Consider the following 20,585-nt stretch of genomic DNA (forward strand, 5'->3'; position numbering starts at 1 on the left):
ATAATTAATAAATAAATAAAAATGAAATCAATTACAATCAAAGGATCTCAAAGAGAAAGCGTGGGCAAAGTAAGTACTAAAGCCTTACGTAATGCTGGAAAGGTACCTTGCGTATTATACGGAGGGGATAAACCATTACACTTTTCAGCTGACGAAGTATCGTTCAAAAAATTAGTGTATACCGCTAACGTATATACTGCAACGATTGAAGTAGAAGGGGCAACATATCATGCAATTTTGCAAGATATTCAGTTTCACCCAGTTTCTGACAAAATTTTACACGTTGACTTTTACCAATTATTTGATGATAAATTGGTAACTATGAATATACCTGTAGTATTAGTTGGAACTTCTCCAGGTGTAATTAATGGTGGTTCTTTACGTTTTGCAATGCGTAAATTAAGTGTAAGAGCTTTACCTGCTGATTTACCTGATTTTATCAATGCTGATATTTCTAAATTAAAAATTGGAAGTAAATTAATCGTTTCTGAATTAGCAGATGATAAATTCTCAATTCTACATCCTGAAAACTCTGTAGTTGTTCAAGTTAGAACTTCTAGAAGTGCTGTTGCATCTGATGATGATGAAGAAGAAGGTGAAGAAGGAGCAACTGAAGAAGCTGCTGCTGAATAATTCAACTTTAATAAAAGTATTTAAAAGCGTTGCATATTTGCAACGCTTTTTCTTTTTAGTACTTTTGCAGCATGCAAATATTCGAATTCATTAAAAAATTATTCGGTTCAAAAAAAGAAAAGGAAACTACAGAAGAGCTTATGAAAAAATTCTTAATTGTTGGTTTAGGGAATATTGGTGCAACATATGATGATACACGTCATAATATTGGTTTTAAAATTTTAGATGAAATAGCCTCTAAAGAAAATGCTGCTTTTGAAAGTCAAAAATTAGGAAGCATTGCAAAGTTCAGGTTTAAAGGAAGAACTTTTATACTTTTAAAGCCTTCAACTTATATGAATTTAAGTGGAAAGGCTGTTAAATATTGGATGACTAAAGAAAATATTCCGCTAGAAAATGTATTGATTATTTGCGATGATTTAAACTTAAACTTTGGTGCTATTAGAGTAAAAGCGAAAGGAAGTGATGGAGGTCACAACGGTTTAAAAGATATAAATGCTGTGTTGCAAACTCAAAAATACGCGCGCTTTAGATTTGGCGTTGGAGATGAGTTTTCTAAAGGTCGACAAGTAGATTATGTTTTAGGAAAATGGAATGAAGACGAATTCAAACTATTACCTGAACGCCTAGAAAAAGCACACGAACTTGTAAAATCATTTGGTACTGCTGGTTTAAATAATACGATGAATTCCTTCAACGGAACATAAATTACAAATTATCGCTTGCAAACCACTCTGCATGTGATGTACCAGTTTCTTGTAGTTTTAATGAGTGTAATTGAATAGTTTCAGGCAAACGATTTTTTATTTTTTCAGCAAAATCTATCAACATCATTTCACTGGTTGGCTGATAATTTACTAAAATAACATTATGTCCACGTTTTTCCAATTCTGCAGCTAATTCAACATGTGGCGTGTTTTTATTAAAAACAGTAGCGTGATCAAATTTATCTACAATTTCAGATAACACAATTTTCTTTAAATCACCAAAATCTATCACCATTCCAAATTTCACATTTGAAGTATCACTAATTGGCGTTCCAATTACTGTAACAGATAATTTATAGCTATGCCCGTGTACATTTTTACATTTTCCGTCGTAACCATATAATGCATGGCCAGTTTCAAAATCAAACTGCTTTGTTATTCTAATATTACTCATACTTATAAATTAATCGTCTAAATCTTTTCTGTTTTTCGCCTTATGGTACACAAAATAAGCAATCGCTACTAAAAACACAAAAGGTAAATAAGTACCAATAACAACACCTATTTCGTAGCCGCTATCAGGTGCATTTTTCATTTTTTCTTCAATATCTACCTGCTGTAATAATGCAATAAAACTTGCTAACATGTGTTACTTTTTAAATTTTTGAAGTGCTTTTTTTGTTGCCTCAGACAAAACCAAATTACCGCTAATTTCGGCACGTTTATTTAACAATATGTCCCAATCCTCAGTTCCTTCCCAAAAGGTCTTTTTTAAAGCTACTAATGCTTCAGCATTATATGTTGAAAGTTTTAAAGCTAAATTTTCAACTTCAGTATCCATTTCATTTATGGAATTAAATACACTTGCAAACAACCCTTTTTCTTTTGCCCAATACGCCGTTTTCCAACTAGTAGCATCTAAAGCTAATTCAGAAAATGATGCAATACCTATTTTACGCGTTACGGCAGGTTCAATAACAAACGGTCCAATACCAATAGTTAATTCTGAAAGTTTTATAGCAGCTTGTTCTGTGGCAAAACAATAATCACAAGCAGCAGCTATACCAACTCCACCACCAACAGCTTTCCCTTGTACACGCCCAATAATTATTTTTGAACAGTTTCGCATCGCATTTAGTACGTTTGCAAAACCTAAAAAGAATTGTTTCCCTTCTTCAAAATTAGAAATAGCAACCAGTTCATCAAAAGAAGCACCAGCACAAAAAGCTTTTTCTTTTTCACTTTTTAAAACAATTATATGAACTTCTGGGTTTGAACTAAGCTCTTTAAATTCAGCAGCTAGCCTAGCTAATAATTCACTTGGAAACGAATTACTAGCAGGGTGAAAAAACTCAACCGTTGCAATATTATTTTGAATATGCGTATATAAACTTCCGTTACTCATAAGAGTTCAAAGTTACGTGTTTTTATGCAAATATTTTCGTCTAAATTTCACAACCAAAATTCCAGATCGCAATAACATCCAAACCGTAAAAGCAATCCAAATGGCATATAATTTTAAGTCAAAATAATCACCAATTAACAATGCAGGAATAAAACCTAAAAAAGTAGCCACAATTAATAAATTTCTTAACGTAACTGCTTCTGCCAATCCTTTAAAAATACCATCAAAAACAAACGCTACAGCATTTATAGGTTGCATTAATAGTACAATCCAAAAAACTCCGTAAAACGATTCTAACACAAATGCATCTTTTGAAAATAGCAGTCCAATTTCATGATAAAACAATCCACAAATTGAAGCTAATAATACGGCAATAACAATGGAATATCGACTTAATTTAATACTTAGCTTCCACATTGTTTCGTAGTTTTTTTCTCCCAATAATTTTCCTGAAACAATGTTACCAACACTTGCATATCCATCAATAAAAAAAGCAAAAAACAACCAAATTTGAAAAGCGATGGTTTGTGCTGCAATATAATTTTGACCATATTTTGTTGCGTACGAATTAGCTAAATACAAAGCCACATTTAAAGACATTGCTCTAATAATAAGGTTGAAGCTAATAGCTAATAAGTTTTTAATTTCTTTATTGAATTTAAATGTAAATTTCAAATTAAAAGGTGTTTTGTTTAACAATAATCCCAAAGCTAAAATTGCCATTACTCCTTGAGCTATTACACTTGCCCATGCAGCCCCTTTTACGTTCATAGGAGCTATAAATCCTTCAATTCCGTAAACCAATGCAAAGTCTAACCCAATATTTAAACAAGCACCAACAATACTTATAACCATAGGCCAAAAGGTGTTTTGTAAGCCTCTAAAAACACCAAATACTGAAAACACAAACAACGTTAAAGGAAAACCAATAGCTCTAATTTTGTAATAATCTACGGCATAATTTAAAATAAGTCCATCAGCATTGTACAACTTAAAAATTTGCTCGGTAAAAAAAATGGTTACTACATAAATAACAACACTTAAAAATAGATTGATAGCTATAATTTGCGCCGGTAAGGTTGCAATTTCATCTAATTTTTTTGCACCTAAATACTTTGCTACAATTGCTGAAATTGCTGAACGTGTTTGGGCCAAAATCCAAACCAATGCTGAAATAAATGAACCTGCAATACCAACCGCAGCCAAAGCTTCAGTAGGATTTACTTGAATATTTCCAACAATTGCGGTATCTGTTATTGAAAGTAAAGGTTCTGCAATTCCAGAAATAATAGCCGGAATGGCTAATTTATTTATTCCTTTAAAAGTAATATTTGATTCTTTATACATTCACTATTTTTTCGAAACAATAAAAAGGATACTCACTTTGCTTTGGAAAATAAATACTTCCTAATTGCTTATAATTTTGTTGTTTATAAAATTTCTGATTTCGTTTATTTTGACTAAAAGTGTCTAATCTAATTGAAATAAATTTGTGTTGTTTAGCATAATTTTCAGCAAAACTCATTAATTTTTGAGCATATCCTTTCCCTTGAAATTCAGGATGAACTGCCAAACGGTGAATGTATAAATTTTGATCGTTTTTAGTCAACCATTTTATATCTTTATATTCTGCATCTTCAATATCAGTTAGAACAATCAAACCAATAATTTTATCATCAACTTCTAACTTCCAAAGCTGCTGTAATTCAATATCATTTTGAAGTACTTCTTTTGATGGGTACAATTCATTCCATTGATAAATTTTCTTATCAATCATGTGTTTTGCACAACACTTTGTTATTGCTAACAAATCATTTAAATCTGATATAATTGCTCTTTTAATCATCAAATTATAAATAACATTATTTTTTTATAAAATCTACACTGTAGTTTACTACTTCAGCTAAATGAACAGGCATTTTAGCAGCAGTCCAAGGTTGCGTGCAACCTAGCGGATGATTCATTCCTTCCACTACTATCAATTCACTTTTTGGATTCCAACGGTGTAAATTTTCTGCCTCATTGGTTTTTACAACATCATCTAATTCACCTTGAATGATCAAATGCGGAATGCTTAAATTAGTAACTGCATTTTTAATGGTCAATCGTTCTTCATTTTCTTTGAAGTTGGTATAAAACTGAAAATAATGCGGCATTTGCTGTTTTGTTCTTGCGTTTTCAATGTACGAAACTCCTTCTTTTTCCCAATATTGAAGAATTTTTTCATCCTTTGGAAAACGAGCGCCAAAATCTGAAACACCAGCCCAAGAAATTACTTTTGAAATTTTATTATTTTCAGCAGCTTTTAACGTTACAATTCCACCACCACGAGAATGCCCAATTAAGGTAATATTTTCAAAATCAGCTTCATTTTCAAAGTCTGAATTACTGATTAGCCAATTAATTACCGTTTCTAAATCGTCTAATTCTAAAGTAAAATTATTTTGACCAAAAGCTTCTAAATCTGGAAAATCAATTGGGTTTTCAGTGGTACCGCCATTGTGTGAAAAATTAAATTTTACAAAAAATAAATCTTGCTTCATAAATTCTTCCGCAGCTAAATTCCAAGCACCCCAATCTTTATAACCTTTATAGCCATGACAAAAAATAACTACTGGTTTTTTAGTATTGGTTTCTTTATAAAATAAATCGGTTAAAATTGGTTTATTATGGTACTTACTTTTTACAATGGTATTGCGTATTGAACTCATATTTTTTATTTAAAATGGTAAATCTTGATTTTGCTTAAACGGTAATTCTGGATTCAAAATTTCTACAATTAACTTTTTAATTTCTAACATAAAATCTGCAATTCGTTCTTCAGAAACATGATTATCCTGACCTCTTGATGCTGAAAAATTCATTTTCATAAAGCCTGCTCTTAAATTTTTGAATGAAATAATTCCGCTTTCTAATTCGTTAAATTCATTGTTTGAAGTTTGTAAAAACATATAAGCATACAACATTACTTGCATTGCTTTGGTATATTTATAATCTTCACTTATAACACTAAAATCGGTCATTTTTAATTGACCACTTTCAACCTTGCCTGTTTTATAATCTATAATTCTGGTTACACCGTCTAACTCATCTACACGGTCTACAATCCCTCTTAATTTAATAGGAAAATCAACTCCTTCAATAACTATTTCACAGTTTAGTTTTCCTTCTAAAGCAATTATTTTCAATTCCTTTTTCTGGTTCAGGATCTGTAACTCTTGATTTAAAAAACGATCAATATAACTTTTACTTACTTCAAAAATTAACTTGTTTTTCCCGGTTTGAATATTTCCTTTAAAATAATGTTTTTCAAAATAAGTATTCAATAAAGGAATGGTACTTTTTTGCATTGCTGCAATATTATCTTTGGTTAAAAACTTACCAATAAAGGGTTTGTACATATGCTCTAAAACATCATGAATTACTGACCCCATTGTATTTGCAGCAATGGTTTCTTCAACCTCATCATCTTCTCTAATACCCAATACTTTTTGCTCGTAAAAACTAATCGGATTGTATATGTAATTTGCCAATGCCGATGGCGAAATACCAGCTGTAAAAACTTCTTTTAATTTTTGAATTATTGCTGGCGTTTTTTCAACTTCTAAAAGTTTGGTTTCTACTGGTTGCACTTTTGGACTTATAATGGTTTTTATGATTGCTGGATTGTTGATTTCTAACTGGGTTAAAAAACGACTTTTTTCACCTGAACCATAACCGTCAGTTTCTGTATTGTAAATTAAATAAATGTTTTTTGCTCTTTGTAATAATCGTTGAAAATGATACGAAAAAATGGCATCTTTTTCTTGATACGTTGGTAAATCAAAATATTTTTTCACATCGTAAGGTATAAACGAAAACTCATTTTTTCCTCCTGGTAAAATCCCTTCGTTTACTGAAGTTATTACAACGGTATCAAAATCTAAAGCACGGGTTTCTAACATTCCCATTAACTGTAAACCTCGCAACGGCTCACCTTGAAATGATAATTTTTCATTTTGTAGTAATTGACCGTAAAACAAGGTTAAAGTTTTTAAATTTTCAATATGATTATACGTTGTGTTTAATGTTTCTAATTGTTGAAAAACATTGTAAAAACGGAATAAATATTCCTTTTCAACACCTTCAACAAAAGGTTTTAAGGCATTTATCAACGCACTACATTGCGCTATAATTTTATTGGTATCTGTTGACAAACTAAATAATGAAAATACAATTGAAAGTTCAGATTGCTCTTCTTTTGAAATCCCATTTTTTAAATTTTCAAGCGTTAAAAATATGCGGTTTTCCTTATTTATTTTTGAAATTATTTTTTGAAGTTTTTCTGTATATAATTTATTTAAAAAGGGGTCATTTAATAAACTCAACACATCTTTATAATAAAACTCGGTAGTTTTTTTATTGAATTTTAGTTGGTTTAAATGCATTTTAAACAACTTGTTAAACAAACCTGCTAATGGCATATCTTTTAATGGATATCCCATGGTAATATTAATATTATTTATGTTGCTTGGTAAAGAATTTAAGGTTAATGTTAATAAATTTTCATCGGCTAACACTAACGCTGTTTTACTAAAATTATCAAATTTTGATAACAATTCTCCAGCATATTTAATTTGGGTAATGTTTTTGGGTGCACCAATTAAATGAATATTTTGTGCTTGATTAAAACTGTTTTCAGCCCATAAAAACTCGTTTTCTTTATAATAAAGCCATTCCGATTTATATTTTCTTAAAAAAACTCCAGCTTCATTTGATTTCTTAAAAAAACGTTCATTAGCATCCCAATAAACGGTTGCTATGCCGTTATTTAATAATTCCTGAAAAATGTATTCTTCCGCTTTATTTAACGCATTAAACCCAATAAAAACAATCTTTTTATCAGAATTACTATTGATATAAAATTCTAAATTCTCGGTTGCTTCTTTATAAATTAAACCTTGATATCCAACTTTATTTGTTTTTAAGCTATCATACAAAGCGCTGTACAAAACATTTAAATTTTCAAAAAAATGCAAATAATTGACTGCTAATTTACTTGGCTTTTTTTCTTGAAACCATTTATCTAGTTTTTTAATATCCTTTAAATTTTCAAAAAAATCTTTGGTGTTTACTAAATAACAATCAATATCATTAAAATCATGCAAAGCTATTGTTGCCCATTGTGAAAATGCTTCAAAAGACTCTAAATTATCCTTTGGAATAGTAGCTTTGTAAATAGAATAAAATTCAAAAAGAAGTTGGGTGTTATCAATTAAATGAAGATCGGCCAATTCTTGAATGTAATTTTCAATACTTTCAATCTTTGGAAGAAAAGCTGTTGTTGAAATTTTAGTTAATAACTCCTCTTTTAAAAACACACAAGCACGTTGACTTGGAAGCACAAATGTTACTTCGTTCAAATTTTTGTGGTTCTTTAAAACTTCTTCAACTACATTTGAAATAAATGAATTCATATAACTTTTTTAGATGATAAAAATAAAAAAGCCATTTCGATTGAAATGACTTTTTTAAAAGTATTTTTTCCTTTTTTAATTTGTGATTTTAATTTCAACTCTTCTATTTAAAGCTCTTCCTTCAGGAGTAGCATTGCTTGCAATTGGATACAATTCTCCAAAACCTTTCACTGATAAATTTAACTGATTCACACCTTTAAAAATTAAATAATTTAATACTGTATTCACTCTTTTTACTGAAAGCCTATAGTTTGTATCGGTAGAACCAACATTATCGGTATAACCTTCAATTCTATATTTTAATTGACCGTTTTGTTTCATTAATTCAGCCATTTCATCTAATTTAACTTTGTATTCTGGGTAAATAACATCTGATGCATTCTTAAATAAAATACTACTCGCTAATTCATTTAATGTAGCAGCTAATTCTTCTTTAACTATTGGGCAACCATTATTGGATTTTAACCCCGGTTCAAGTTTGCATTTATCTATATTATCTGGAACACCATCTCCATCAGTATCTATATCTGGGCAACCATTTCTTGAACCTGACCCAGCAACTGTTGGACAAGCGTCACGCGGATCAATAATACCATCTCCATCTGTATCAGGACACCCCTTAAATTCAGGTTTTCCTTTAATGGTACTACAAAGATCATCTTTATCCAATACACCATCATCATCTGTATCAAGACAGCCATTTAATGCTACAACTCCAAAAACATCAGGGCATTCATCTAAAGAATCGGGCACACCGTCATTATCTGAATCTGGACAACCATCAAACTCCTTTAAACCATATATTTCAGGACATTTATCTTTGTGATCATCAATTCCGTCATTATCTCCATCATAAGCACCAAATTTATAAATAATACTTGCTGAATGTTGAAAATGCCTGTAAGAACCATCATTAAAAAAATACTTAAGCATTGATTGCACTCTAAGCCCCAAACCTTTATAAATCCAAAACTTTGCGCCTAAACCACTATTAAAAGAGCCTTGATTTTTAAACACAACATTATTATCACGGTTTCCACTTTGCATGGTGAAACCAGCTCCTAATAACGCATAGGGATCAAAAAAACCAGTATCACCAATTAGCATATTTATATTATAGCTTGCATTTGCATCAATAGCAAAATAGGGTACACTTTTAGTTAAAGTTGTATTCCCTAACTGTGTAATTTGATTTATAGTAAAAGCTAATTCAGCATTGAAACTTTTATTAATGTAACGGGATAATGATAATTTTGAAGGAGCTGAAATATAGTTATAATGAGCATTTAAATTAAAAAATTGATCATACCATTTGGTTGGGTTACCCACATTAGAAGTCATTCCTTTAATATTTGTTGAGTAATGATCTATTGCATTTACACCAAAACCAATCATCCAAGGGTTAGCCTTATCTTGAGACCTTGTAGTTGTTATAAAAAGAAAATTAATGGCAATAAAAAAAAAGCAGCTAGTTAAGTTACACGTTTTCATATCTTTTTTTCCACTAATTTAAGTCATATATAATGAAATCACAAAGTAATTTAAAGCAAAAAAGCCATCCTTTTTGAGGATGGCTTCTTTAAAATTTATAAATTATTATAAATTATTTTACTAATTTAATTTCAACACGTCTGTTGATTGCTCTTCCAGATCTTGTTTTGTTAGAATCGATTGGCTGAGATTCACCATAACCTTTAGCAGTTAAGTTTTCAGCTTTAACTCCTTTAGAAATTAAGTAATCTTTTACTGCATCAGCTCTTTCTTGAGAAAGTTTAAGGTTGAATGCCTCACTACCAGTGCTATCAGTATGTCCTTCAATATGGAATTTTGAGTTTGGATATTCAGTAAGTATTTTAGAAGCAATATCTAAACGACCTGTTGTTTCTGATTTAAAAGAAGCTCTTGAAGAATCAAAATATACAGTTCTAGCTAATTCTTTTAAAGTTTCAGCGTGTTCTTCAGATAATTCTACTGGACATCCATTGTTTGAAGCTGGACCAGGAACTGTAGGACAAGCATCATCTTTATCAAGTACACCGTCACCGTCTGTATCTGGCCAAGGACAACCTTTGTTTGCTGCTGGACCTGCTACTGTAGGACAAGCATCATCAATATCAACTACACCGTCACCATCTGTATCAGGACAACCTTGGTTAGCTTTTGTTCCTTTTTCATTTGGACATCTATCATCTTTATCTGGAACACCATCACCATCTGTATCAGGACAACCATTGAATTCAGCTAAACCAAATACATCTGGACATTCATCTTCAGAATCGATAACACCATCACCATCTGTATCAGGACAACCATCAAATTCAGCTAAACCAAATACATCTGGACAAGCATCAAATTTGTCATATACGCCATCTCCATCAGTATCAGTTCCTCCCATTTTGAAAATAATTCCAAGAGAATGTTGAAAATGAGCTTTAAGATCGCTTTCAAAAGTTTGTCTTAATTTAGACTCTAAGTTTAAACCAACTTTGTCATTAAACCAAAAGTTCATACCTACACCTGCATTTAATGCTGCTGTATTATAATCATCCATCCAAGTGTAACCACCACCTACTAATAAGTATGGCTCCCACCATCCTAATTCAGCAACACTAGCAATTGACCATTTAACTGTACCATCAACTGTCCAGAAAGCATAATCGCTAACGCTCATATCTCCCATTTTTTCAATTTTATTGAAACTTCCCGCAGCCTCAAAACTGAATCCATCAGCTAAATGTCTTCCAACAGTTAATCTGCTAATTGCTGGAACAATATTCCAGTGATCCTCAGCATTCATAAACTCGTTGAACCAATTCCCTCCCCAATCTGTATTAGGGTTGGTTGGATAAAAATCTACTGCGTTTACACCAAAGCCTACTGCCCAAGGATTGTTTTCGTCCTGTGCATTTACATTGCTGAAACCTGTAACTAATAACAAAGCCAATAAGGCTACTTTTAAATGTTTCATTTTCAAAATTTTAAATTAAATGTTCTTTTGTTAATAAATAAATAAGCCGTTAAAACTTAATATATCTAGACAAAAATACAAAATTATCTTGAACATGGTATTTTTTTTTAATTTTTCTAAACTATATTCAACTTTAACCCAATTTTAACAAACGCTTCAATAGCCTTATCTAGATTATTTTTAGTATGTACTGCGGATAGTTGGACCCTAATTCTTGCTTTTCCTTTAGGTACTACTGGGAAAAAGAATCCTATTACATAAATACCTTCTTCCAAAAGCAAATTTGCCATTTTCTGAGCTAATTTAGCATCATACAACATTACTGGTACTATTGCTGAATCTCCTTTAACAATATCAAAACCAGCATTCACCATTCCCTCTTTAAAATAATTAGTATTCCACTCTAACTTATCTCTTAGAGAAGTATCTTTTGATAACATTTCAAAAACTTTTAATGAAGCCCCTACAATTGCTGGCGCTAATGAATTTGAAAATAAATAAGGCCTTGAACGTTGACGTAATAATTCTATGATTTCTTTTTTTCCTGTTGTGTAACCTCCCATCGCACCTCCTAACGCTTTACCCAAAGTGCCTGTAATAATATCAACTCGTCCCATTGCGTTTTTTAACTCTAAAGTACCTCTACCTGTTTTACCTATAAATCCGGCAGCATGACATTCATCAACCATAACCAACGCATCATATTTATCGGCTAAATCACATATTTTATCTAAACTAGCAACAACACCATCCATAGAAAAAACACCATCGGTTACAATAATTTTAAATCGATGCTCTTGCTTATTGGCTTCAATTAATTGTTCTTCTAATGAAACCATATCGTTATTATTATACCTATAGCGTGCGGCTTTGCATAAACGAACACCATCAATTATTGACGCATGATTTAAAGCGTCAGAAATAATAGCATCCTCTTGCGAAAATAATGGCTCAAAAACACCTCCGTTTGCATCAAAAGCTGCGGCGTATAGTATGGTATCTTCAGTTTCATAAAATTCAGCAATTTTTTCTTCTAATTGCTTATGAATATCTTGAGTTCCACAAATAAAACGAACTGACGACATTCCAAACCCATGCGTATCCATGGTATCTTTTGCTGCTTGAATAACTTCAGGGTGATTTGATAAACCTAAATAATTATTAGCACAAAAATTGATAACTTCTTTACCTGTACTTAATTTTATTACAGCGTCTTGAGACGAAGTAATAATTCGCTCTGACTTGTATAAACCAGCTTCCTTAATTTCTTGCAATTCTTTTTGTAAGTGTTGTTTTATAGTACCGTACATAATAGTTGATTTTTATAAATTTTCTTAATTTTTAAACTGCTTCAACAGTAATTTCTTCATTAATATAAACCAATAGTTTTTCAGAAATTTGATACTGTAAGCTTTCCAATACTTGAGCATATTCATTCACTTGATACCTGTGTTTTTTTTCTGGCTTTCCTGTTTTATAATCTATAATTGTTACTTTATTATCGTTAAAAACCAAACGATCTGGTATCACAATTTTTTTTTCAGAAGTTAAAATTTCACGTTCGTTAAAAACTACATTATTTTGATCAAAATATTGTGCTAATTTTTCATGAGTTACAATTTTAGTAACTAAAAAAACTATTTCGTCATAATAAGCTGAAGTAATAATTCCTTTAAACAAGTATTGTTTTACTACTTCAGAAATATCATTACTCGTTTTTATTTTTGATAAAATTTCATGAATTAAATTACCATAAACTATCGCTTTTCCTTGTTCGGTATCCCAAAGCAATGATGAATTTGCAACGATAGCTATATTGTGATTTTTCCATGAATTGCTAATAAATTGATGTTGCGTAGTATTTTTACTTTCTTCTTTTATTTCAAAGTTTCCTCTTTCAGGGTTTCCAAAGCTGTACACCAATTGTTCTGAGTTCCATAAATTTTGACTTTTTAAATAGTTGATAAAAAGTCCAGATGTGAATTTTAAATTTTCTTCAGAAGTACTTTTTGAAATTTTTAATTTTGTAACCACATATAATTGCTCAACCGCTCTGGTTAGCGCAACATATAAAATATTGTAATTATCTAACTCTAGCTCTTCTTTTCTTTCGTCAAACAATTGAATTCCTTGTTCGCCTATGTAATTTAGTTTATTGCTGTAACTTACAAGTAACGACTTTAAATTGCTTGTTTCGCTTTTATAAGAATACCAAACTTTTGGATCAATTTGATTGTAAATATCAATATCATACGGATAAATTACAATAGGAAATTCCAAACCTTTTGACTTGTGAATGGTCATAATTCGTACTGCATTTTTAGCTTCAGGAGCAACAATACTTAACTTGTCTTTTTTTAGTTCCCAATACTCTAAAAAACCACCTATTGAGACCTGCTTTTTTTGTTGATATTCAAAAACTACATCTAAAAAGAATTGAACATTTGAGTCTGATTCGTTTATCAATTGAAAACTACGAATGCAATACTCTATACTTTCGTAAAATGGACTTTGAACAAATTCGTTGTAATTAAACATGATATTGAACTTCCTCAATTCTTCAAAAAATGGCTGATTTTCTAGGTGTACAAATTCGTTTAAAAAATGATGTTTATCTTCAGTGATTTCTAGCTTTTCATATAAATAATACAAAAGCTGTACCTTGAATTCTTTATTCAACGGGTTTTGAATTACATTCAATAGATTGATGATAAAATCTACCTTCGGACTGTTTTTTAACAGCAGTGTTTCCGACGAAATAATTTCAATTCCTTGTTCTGTTAAATAATCGGCAACTTCAACTCCTTGTTTTTTTGTTCTCACCAATACGCATACTTCATTTTTTTGAAATTTAGGATCGAGATTATCAATAATTCCAAATACTTTTTTTGGAAATAAAAGTGCTTTTTCTTCTGCATCATCAACCTCTTCAACAAAGTCTATTTGCACATAACCACCTTCATTTGAGTTTAGTTTTTGATTGTTTCCTTCAGCATATAAATTACGATAGGCTTCGTTTCCTAAAAATTGTGAAATATGTGTAAAAAAAGCATTATTGAAGTTGATTACTTCGCTAAAACTCCTAAAATTCGTCCCTAAATTTGAAACTTCTTTTTCAACATAAAAAGGTTTTCCTTTAGCGTCTTTATTAGAAAGTTCTATAAATTGCTCTGCTTTTCCGCCTCGCCAACGGTAAATCGATTGCTTTGCATCGCCCACCAACAACAACTTCCCTTTTTCACCCAAATCATTTTCAGAAGTAATTGCATTTTCAACCAACGGAATTAAATTTTGCCATTGCAATACTGAAGTATCTTGCATTTCATCAATAAAATAATAGCGAAATTTCTCCCCAATTCGCTCATAAATAAATGGTGCTGGTTCGTCTTTTATGGTATCACTAATTAGCTGATTAAATTCAACGTTTAGCAATATATTATTTTCTTGTTTTATGTCTTGTAAAGCATTGTTTATGTGACTTAAAACAGCTAACGGAATTAAGCTATTCAAAAATAAATCGTTCAATGTTTTTTTCTGAAATAAAACTTCTGATTGGTTGTATAAATTCAGCAACTCAGGTACAGCTTCATCAATAGCAGATTTAATGGCATCAGATTTAGATTTTGAATAAAAAGTTCCTTCTTCAATTCGTTCCTTTAATTTTCCTTGATCAAAAAACTTTGCTTTTTTATAATCGGAAGCTAATTGCTGAAAGTGCTTTGGAATTAACGAATAATAAAAATCTTTATCTGCAACTCCCGTGTTTTGAATAATTTCTAGGCCTTCTTCTCCAATAGTTTTAAAAGCAGCTGCTATATTTTTATTTTCGGTTACAAGTTGTTGCTTTAAATTGGTGAATTCATCCTTAGGTATTTCAAGTAACGATTTTAAATATTTTCCGTGATTTTCGTTTAAAATAAGTTTGGCAAATTTTTTAAGATCTAACGAAATATCCCACGATTTATCATCGTCTAATTTTTCAATAGCATAACTTACCAAAGCCGAAGTTAGCTCTTTACTTTCTCCTATTTTTGAAATTACAATATCAACCGCTTCGTTCAATAAACTTTCGGTATCCATTTCAACTTCCGAATTCAAAGGAAGATCTAAATCATACGCAAAAGTTCTTATTAATTTATGTGTAAAACTATCAATGGTAGTAATATTAAATGCCGAATAATTTTGCAAAATGGCATTTAAAACAATTTTTGATCTGCTAAAAATAACCGCTTCGGTTAAATTGGTTTCTTCACAAATTATTGGAAGCATGTTATTCTGCTTTTTTAGCGAAAAATCTTGCAAATTTTCAATAACACGCTCTTTCATTTCACCCGCGGCTTTATTTGTAAATGTAACGGCTAAAATTTGTTGAAATTTATAAGCACTATCGCTTGATAGCAGTATTTTTAAAAATTCTTTTACTAAGGTAAATGTTTTTCCGCTTCCGGCAGAAGCATTGTATATTTGATAAGATGCTGAATTTTGCATTGTAAAAATTTAGAATGCAAGTTAGTAAAATATACGATTTTAACGTGTGATTTAATTGCAGTTTCTATACGAATAATTTTTACCTGAATTTAGCTTACAAACCAAACTTAAACCATGATAAAAATGAGACATTATCTAAAACTTGCTATCGATTAATTTTATCTACTTTTTTAATTGCAGCTTTAAAATCATCTATATCTGGTTCAATTAAAAAGAAATCTATGGCTGCTTTTACAACCTCTCTCGCAGTATCAATAGGAAACCCCAAACCAACGGCAATTCTATCCATAATAGAAGTTTTATCTATGGTTGGGTTTTTATCAATAAACATCATTTTTGTTAAATCGTATAAGCGCTCTAAACGATCCTCATAACTCACAGGTGGGTTTACAGGATAATTGGCTGGATTTTTTAAAATATCCTTGAATTCAGTTTTAGAAATATCTAGCCTTTTCGCCAATCTTTTCAATAATTCATACTCATCGGCGTCAATTATTTTATCCAATAATGCAAGTCTAACAATATTCGCAAAGTGCCCCTTATTTTCTTCGTGTAATCCTGATGGATATAAATCTGAAATTGTCATAACTTTTAAAATTTAAATTCTTCCTTATAAATTTAAGGAATTATTGTTAATTTTTTTTGCTTTTTTATTAAAATGCTACCTTTGACAAAATTTGAAGTTTTTGAGTAAGCAAAATATTTTAAAAAGTTACGAGCAATTGGTTCAAAAAAAACAATTAGCTCAATTATTATCAAAAGACAAACACCATTTTCAAATCTCGAATTTGGTTGGATCTTCATTGTCTTTTGTTGTTTCTGAAAGCTTTAAAGAAACCGAAAAACCATTCCTTTTAATTTTTAATGATAAAGAGGAAGCTGCCTATTATTTAAACGACTTAGAGCAGCTAATTGGCGAAAAAGATGTCCTTTTTTATCCAGGATCGTATAGAAGACCTTATCAAATTGAAGAAGTTGACAACGCCAATGTGTTGTTGCGCTCTGAAGTTTTAAATCGAATCAATTCGCGCAAAAAACCTGCAGTTATTGTAACGTATCCTGATGCCTTGTTTGAACAAGTGGTTACCAAAGCCGAATTGAACCGAAACACGTTAAAAATTGCTGTTGACGATAATTTAAGTCTAGATTTTGTAAATGAAGTGCTGTTTGAATACAAATTCAACAGGGTAGATTTTGTAAGTGAACCTGGTGAATTTTCTGTTCGTGGTGGAATTATTGATGTGTTTTCGTTTTCGCACGACGAACCTTACAGAATAGAATTTTTTGGTGATGATGTAGATAGCATCAGAACTTTTGATGTTGAAACACAACTTTCAACTGAAAAATTGACCAAAATTAGCATAATGCCTAATGTTGAAGACAAAACATTAGATGAAAAACGAGAAAGTTTTCTAAAATATATTTCTTCAAAAACAGTCGTTTTTACCAAAAATTTAGATGTACTTTCAAACAGATTAGACAAACTTTTTCGCAAAGCTACAGAAACTTTTAAAGAACTTTCAACCGCTATAAATCACGCAGAGCCTGTTGAGCTTTTTTGCCACGGCGAATTGATAAAAAAACAACTCAACGATTTTACCAGTGTTGAAATTTTAAATGCACATCATACAGAACTCGATTCAAAAACAACTCAAAAAATACTAAAAAACAGCTCAAAAGAAGTGGTGGTTTTCAACACAAAACCGCAACCCTCATTTAATAAACAATTTGATTTATTAATTGAGAATTTACAACAAAATACCGAAAAAGGGTTTACCAATTATTTGTTTTGTGATTCGCAAAAACAAGCCGAACGATTTCATGATATTTTTAATGAAGTAGAACAAACAGTAACCTACGAAACCATTGTTTTTCCTTTATATCAAGGATTTATTGATCTTGAAAATGAAATAGTTTGTTATACAGACCATCAAATATTTGAGCGTTACCATAAATTCAGATTAAAAAATGGTTATGCTAAAAAGCAGTCCATTTCTTTAAAAGAATTAACCAATCTTGAAATTGGCGATTACGTGACGCACATAGATCACGGAATTGGAAAATTTGGCGGACTTCAAAAAATAGATGTTGAAGGCAAAAAACAGGAAGCTATTAAATTAATGTATGACGATCGTGATATTTTATACATTAGCATTCACTCGTTACATAAAATTTCAAAATACGCTGGTAAAGATGGTAAACCTCCTAAAGTTTACAAATTAGGATCTCCGGCTTGGAAAACATTAAAGCAAAAAACAAAAACACGCATTCGTCATATTGCCTACAATTTAATTGAATTGTATGCCAAACGTAAAATGCAAAAAGGGTTTCAATACCAACCCGATAGTTATTTACAACATGAGTTAGAGGCTAGCTTTTTATACGAAGACACACCTGATCAATCATCTTCAACCCAAGATGTGAAAAATGATATGGAAAGCGAACAACCTATGGATCGATTGGTTTGTGGAGATGTTGGTTTTGGAAAAACAGAAGTTGCTATTAGAGCTGCTTTTAAAGCTGTTGATAACGGAAAACAAGTGGCTATTTTAGTACCAACCACCATTTTAGCTTTTCAACATTTTAAAACCTTTAGTGAACGTTTAAAAGATTTCCCTGTAACTGTTGATTATTTAAACCGTTTTAGAACGGCTAGTCAAAGAAAAGGTGTATTAGCAGGTTTAGAAGACGGATCAATTGATATTGTAATTGGTACACATCAACTAACAAATGCAGCAATTAAATACAAAGATTTAGGCTTGTTAATTGTTGATGAAGAACAAAAATTTGGAGTTGCCGTAAAAGACAAACTAAAAACCATTAAAGAAAATATTGATACGCTTACATTAACCGCAACACCAATTCCTAGAACCTTACAATTTTCGTTAATGGCAGCACGTGATTTATCGGTAATAAGTACACCACCGCCAAACCGTGTTCCTATTGAAAGTCATGTAATTCGTTTTTCAGAAGAAAATATAAGAGATGCTATTCGGTATGAAATTCAACGTGGCGGACAAGTATTTTTTATTCATAACCGAATTGAAAATATTAAAGAAGTTGCCGGTTTATTACAACGTTTGGTTCCTGATGCTAAAATTGGCATTGGTCACGGACAAATGGAAGGTAAAAAGCTTGAAAACTTAATGCTTTCGTTCATCAATAATGAATTTGACGTATTGGTTTCAACCACAATTATTGAAAGTGGTTTAGATGTTCCAAATGCAAACACCATTTTTATAAATAATGCCAACAACTTTGGATTGTCTGATTTACACCAAATGCGAGGACGTGTTGGTAGATCTAACAAAAAAGCCTTTTGTTATTTTATAACGCCGCCTTATCATATGATGACGGATGATGCGCGTAAAAGAATTGAAGCTATTTCATTATTTACAGATTTAGGGAGCGGAATTAACATTGCCATGAAAGATTTAGAAATTCGTGGTGCAGGTGATTTGTTAGGTGGAGAACAAAGTGGTTTTATAAACGATATTGGTTTTGATACGTATCAAAAAATACTTAGTGAAACTATTGAAGAACTAAAAGAAAATGAGTTTAAGGAATTGTACAAAGGTGAAGCCGACAGCAAACCTAAAGAATATGTAAAAGATATTCAAATTGACACCGATTTTGAAATTTTATTTCCAGATGATTATGTGAATGTAATTTCTGAACGGTTGAATTTATACAACCAATTAAGCGCACTAAAAACAGAAGAAGAATTACATACGTTTGAAACTGAAATTATTGACCGTTTTGGAGAGTTCCCAGCACAGGTTGACGATTTATTAGACAGTGTTCGTATTAAATGGATTGCCAAACATTTAGGAATTGAACGCATTATTTTAAAGAAAAAAAGAATGCTTTGTTATTTTATTTCAGATCAACAAAGCGAATTTTACAATACGCAAATTTTTAAGAATGTTATTAATTACACAACTAGCAATCCTACAACCTGCGTTATGAAAGAAAAAGAAACTAAAAACGGCTTGCGTTTATTGTTGACATTTATTCACATAGATTCTATAAAAAAAGCATTAGAAATACTTCAAAAAATATAAATGAAAAATACACATTTAAAACACCTTGTTGAATTAAACATTGCAATGATGTTTGTAAGCACTTCAGGTGTTTTAGGAAAGTTTATTGCAATGCCTCCACCCTTAACAATTTGGTGGAGAAGCTTTTTAACAATTTTTTGTTTAGGAGCCTATATTTGGTACAAAAAAATAAACTTAAAAGTCCATTCAAAAAGAGATTTAACCACCATTTTAATAAGTGGTTTTTTTATGGGAGCCCATTGGATAACTTATTTTTACGCCTTAAAACTTTCAGGGGTAGCTATTGGAATGTTGGCGATGTTTACCTACCCTATAATTACCGTTTTTTTAGAACCTATATTTTTTAAAACAAAGCTTGACTTAAAACATGTTTTTTTAGGCGGCTTGGTACTGGTTGGTATTTACTTTTTAACTCCCGAGTTGACTATAGAAAACAATGTTTCTTTAGGAGTTTTATCAGGAATTGTTTCGGCTGTTTTTTATTCCATCAGAAATATTTTAATGAAAAAGAAAACTTCAAACTACCATGGTTCTATGCTAATGTTTTATCAAATGATTGTGATAACCATTTTATTAGTCCCTGTATTTTTTATTTTTGAAGCAAATCCATCAACAAATGATTGGCTTGGTTTAGCTGCTTTGGCATTGTTTACAACCGCCATTGGTCATACGCTTTTTGTATTAAGTATGAAGCATTTTTCTATAGGAACCATTAGTATTATAAGTAGCATACAACCTATTTACGGTATTTTATTTGGCATGTTATTTTTAAGTGAAATACCTGCTTCAAAAACCATTATTGGAGGATTTTTAATTCTTTCAACAGTTGTAATTGAAAGTTATTATTCACATAAAAACAGGTAA

At 30.9% G+C, this 20,585-nt stretch carries 16 protein-coding genes; 4 read left to right on the forward strand and 12 right to left on the reverse strand.

Going from position 1 to position 20,585, the window contains the following annotated elements:
- Window positions 1-21: 21 nt before the first annotated feature.
- Window positions 22-633: a 50S ribosomal protein L25/general stress protein Ctc gene (locus CHB67_RS03910; protein ID WP_089380436.1), complete on the forward strand. Its 612-nt coding sequence runs from the start codon at window positions 22-24 to the stop codon at window positions 631-633.
- Between the two features lie 77 nt (window positions 634-710).
- Complete coding sequence (pth, locus tag CHB67_RS03915) at window positions 711-1,340, forward strand: aminoacyl-tRNA hydrolase (RefSeq protein WP_176461219.1); 630 nt, start codon at window positions 711-713, stop codon at window positions 1,338-1,340.
- Window position 1,341: 1 nt separating this feature from the next.
- Here pth and CHB67_RS03920 read toward each other — a convergent pair whose 3' ends face one another.
- From CHB67_RS03920 to CHB67_RS03975, 12 genes are all read right to left on the reverse strand, one after another.
- Window positions 1,342-1,794 (reverse strand): 6-pyruvoyl trahydropterin synthase family protein, encoded by a 453-nt coding sequence (locus tag CHB67_RS03920; protein WP_089380437.1) that lies wholly within the window; start codon window positions 1,792-1,794, stop codon window positions 1,342-1,344.
- 9 nt (window positions 1,795-1,803) lie between these two features.
- The gene (locus CHB67_RS03925; protein WP_089380438.1) at window positions 1,804-1,986 is read right to left on the reverse strand and encodes a hypothetical protein; all 183 of its coding nucleotides are present in this window, start codon (window positions 1,984-1,986) and stop codon (window positions 1,804-1,806) included.
- A gap of 3 nt (window positions 1,987-1,989) precedes the next feature.
- Window positions 1,990-2,745, reverse strand: coding sequence for an enoyl-CoA hydratase/isomerase family protein (locus tag CHB67_RS03930; protein WP_089380439.1), 756 nt, complete (start codon window positions 2,743-2,745; stop codon window positions 1,990-1,992).
- Between the two features lie 12 nt (window positions 2,746-2,757).
- Window positions 2,758-4,092, reverse strand: coding sequence for an MATE family efflux transporter (locus CHB67_RS03935; RefSeq protein WP_089380440.1), 1,335 nt, complete (start codon window positions 4,090-4,092; stop codon window positions 2,758-2,760).
- A complete protein-coding gene (locus CHB67_RS03940; protein WP_317045689.1) occupies window positions 4,085-4,522 on the reverse strand; it encodes a GNAT family N-acetyltransferase in 438 nt (145 codons plus the stop codon). The genes CHB67_RS03935 and CHB67_RS03940 overlap by 8 nt, the downstream gene beginning before the upstream one ends.
- 85 nt (window positions 4,523-4,607) lie before the next feature.
- Window positions 4,608-5,456, reverse strand: a complete 849-nt coding sequence (locus CHB67_RS03945; protein ID WP_089380442.1) for an alpha/beta hydrolase family protein — start codon at window positions 5,454-5,456, stop codon at window positions 4,608-4,610.
- Between the two features lie 9 nt (window positions 5,457-5,465).
- Window positions 5,466-8,201 (reverse strand): PD-(D/E)XK nuclease family protein, encoded by a 2,736-nt coding sequence (locus CHB67_RS03950; RefSeq protein ID WP_089380443.1) that lies wholly within the window; start codon window positions 8,199-8,201, stop codon window positions 5,466-5,468.
- 75 nt (window positions 8,202-8,276) lie between these two features.
- The gene (locus tag CHB67_RS03955) at window positions 8,277-9,692 is read right to left on the reverse strand and encodes an OmpA family protein (RefSeq protein WP_089380444.1); all 1,416 of its coding nucleotides are present in this window, start codon (window positions 9,690-9,692) and stop codon (window positions 8,277-8,279) included.
- Between the two features lie 112 nt (window positions 9,693-9,804).
- Entirely contained in the window at window positions 9,805-11,169 is a 1,365-nt protein-coding gene (locus tag CHB67_RS03960; protein ID WP_089380445.1) for an OmpA family protein, read from the reverse strand.
- A 116-nt stretch (window positions 11,170-11,285) separates the two neighbouring features.
- Complete coding sequence (kbl, locus tag CHB67_RS03965) at window positions 11,286-12,479, reverse strand: glycine C-acetyltransferase (protein WP_089380446.1); 1,194 nt, start codon at window positions 12,477-12,479, stop codon at window positions 11,286-11,288.
- Window positions 12,480-12,510: 31 nt separating this feature from the next.
- Window positions 12,511-15,657 carry a UvrD-helicase domain-containing protein gene (locus CHB67_RS03970; protein ID WP_089380447.1) on the reverse strand — a complete coding sequence of 1,049 codons (3,147 nt, stop codon included), beginning with the start codon at window positions 15,655-15,657 and terminating at the stop codon, window positions 12,511-12,513.
- Window positions 15,658-15,802: 145 nt separating this feature from the next.
- A complete protein-coding gene (locus tag CHB67_RS03975) occupies window positions 15,803-16,243 on the reverse strand; it encodes a hypothetical protein (RefSeq protein ID WP_089380448.1) in 441 nt (146 codons plus the stop codon).
- Window positions 16,244-16,343: 100 nt separating this feature from the next.
- Between CHB67_RS03975 and mfd the strand changes: the two genes are divergently transcribed.
- Together mfd and CHB67_RS03985 are read left to right on the forward strand one after the other, a co-directional pair.
- A complete protein-coding gene (mfd, locus tag CHB67_RS03980; RefSeq protein WP_089380673.1) occupies window positions 16,344-19,721 on the forward strand; it encodes a transcription-repair coupling factor in 3,378 nt (1,125 codons plus the stop codon).
- The gene (locus tag CHB67_RS03985) at window positions 19,722-20,585 is read left to right on the forward strand and encodes a DMT family transporter (RefSeq protein WP_217900250.1); all 864 of its coding nucleotides are present in this window, start codon (window positions 19,722-19,724) and stop codon (window positions 20,583-20,585) included. It abuts the gene before it with no gap.

This window comes from Lutibacter agarilyticus (assembly GCF_900188235.1).
GTDB lineage: Bacteria > Bacteroidota > Bacteroidia > Flavobacteriales > Flavobacteriaceae > Lutibacter > Lutibacter agarilyticus.

Excerpts from the sequence above, each read along its gene's own strand:
- CHB67_RS03910 (WP_089380436.1), top strand. The coding sequence starts at position 22 with ATGAAATCAATTACAATCAAAGGATCTCAAAGAGAAAGCGTGGGCAAA.
- CHB67_RS03950 (WP_089380443.1), bottom strand. The coding sequence starts at position 8,201 with ATGAATTCATTTATTTCAAATGTAGTTGAAGAAGTTTTAAAGAACCAC.
- kbl (WP_089380446.1), bottom strand. The coding sequence starts at position 12,479 with ATGTACGGTACTATAAAACAACACTTACAAAAAGAATTGCAAGAAATT.
- CHB67_RS03985 (WP_217900250.1), top strand. The coding sequence starts at position 19,722 with ATGAAAAATACACATTTAAAACACCTTGTTGAATTAAACATTGCAATG.
- CHB67_RS03925 (WP_089380438.1), bottom strand. The coding sequence starts at position 1,986 with ATGTTAGCAAGTTTTATTGCATTATTACAGCAGGTAGATATTGAAGAA.
- CHB67_RS03945 (WP_089380442.1), bottom strand. The coding sequence starts at position 5,456 with ATGAGTTCAATACGCAATACCATTGTAAAAAGTAAGTACCATAATAAA.
- CHB67_RS03955 (WP_089380444.1), bottom strand. The coding sequence starts at position 9,692 with ATGAAAACGTGTAACTTAACTAGCTGCTTTTTTTTTATTGCCATTAAT.
- CHB67_RS03920 (WP_089380437.1), bottom strand. The coding sequence starts at position 1,794 with ATGAGTAATATTAGAATAACAAAGCAGTTTGATTTTGAAACTGGCCAT.
- CHB67_RS03975 (WP_089380448.1), bottom strand. The coding sequence starts at position 16,243 with ATGACAATTTCAGATTTATATCCATCAGGATTACACGAAGAAAATAAG.
- CHB67_RS03960 (WP_089380445.1), bottom strand. The coding sequence starts at position 11,169 with ATGAAACATTTAAAAGTAGCCTTATTGGCTTTGTTATTAGTTACAGGT.
- CHB67_RS03930 (WP_089380439.1), bottom strand. The coding sequence starts at position 2,745 with ATGAGTAACGGAAGTTTATATACGCATATTCAAAATAATATTGCAACG.
- CHB67_RS03940 (WP_317045689.1), bottom strand. The coding sequence starts at position 4,522 with ATGATTGATAAGAAAATTTATCAATGGAATGAATTGTACCCATCAAAA.
- CHB67_RS03935 (WP_089380440.1), bottom strand. The coding sequence starts at position 4,092 with ATGTATAAAGAATCAAATATTACTTTTAAAGGAATAAATAAATTAGCC.
- CHB67_RS03970 (WP_089380447.1), bottom strand. The coding sequence starts at position 15,657 with ATGCAAAATTCAGCATCTTATCAAATATACAATGCTTCTGCCGGAAGC.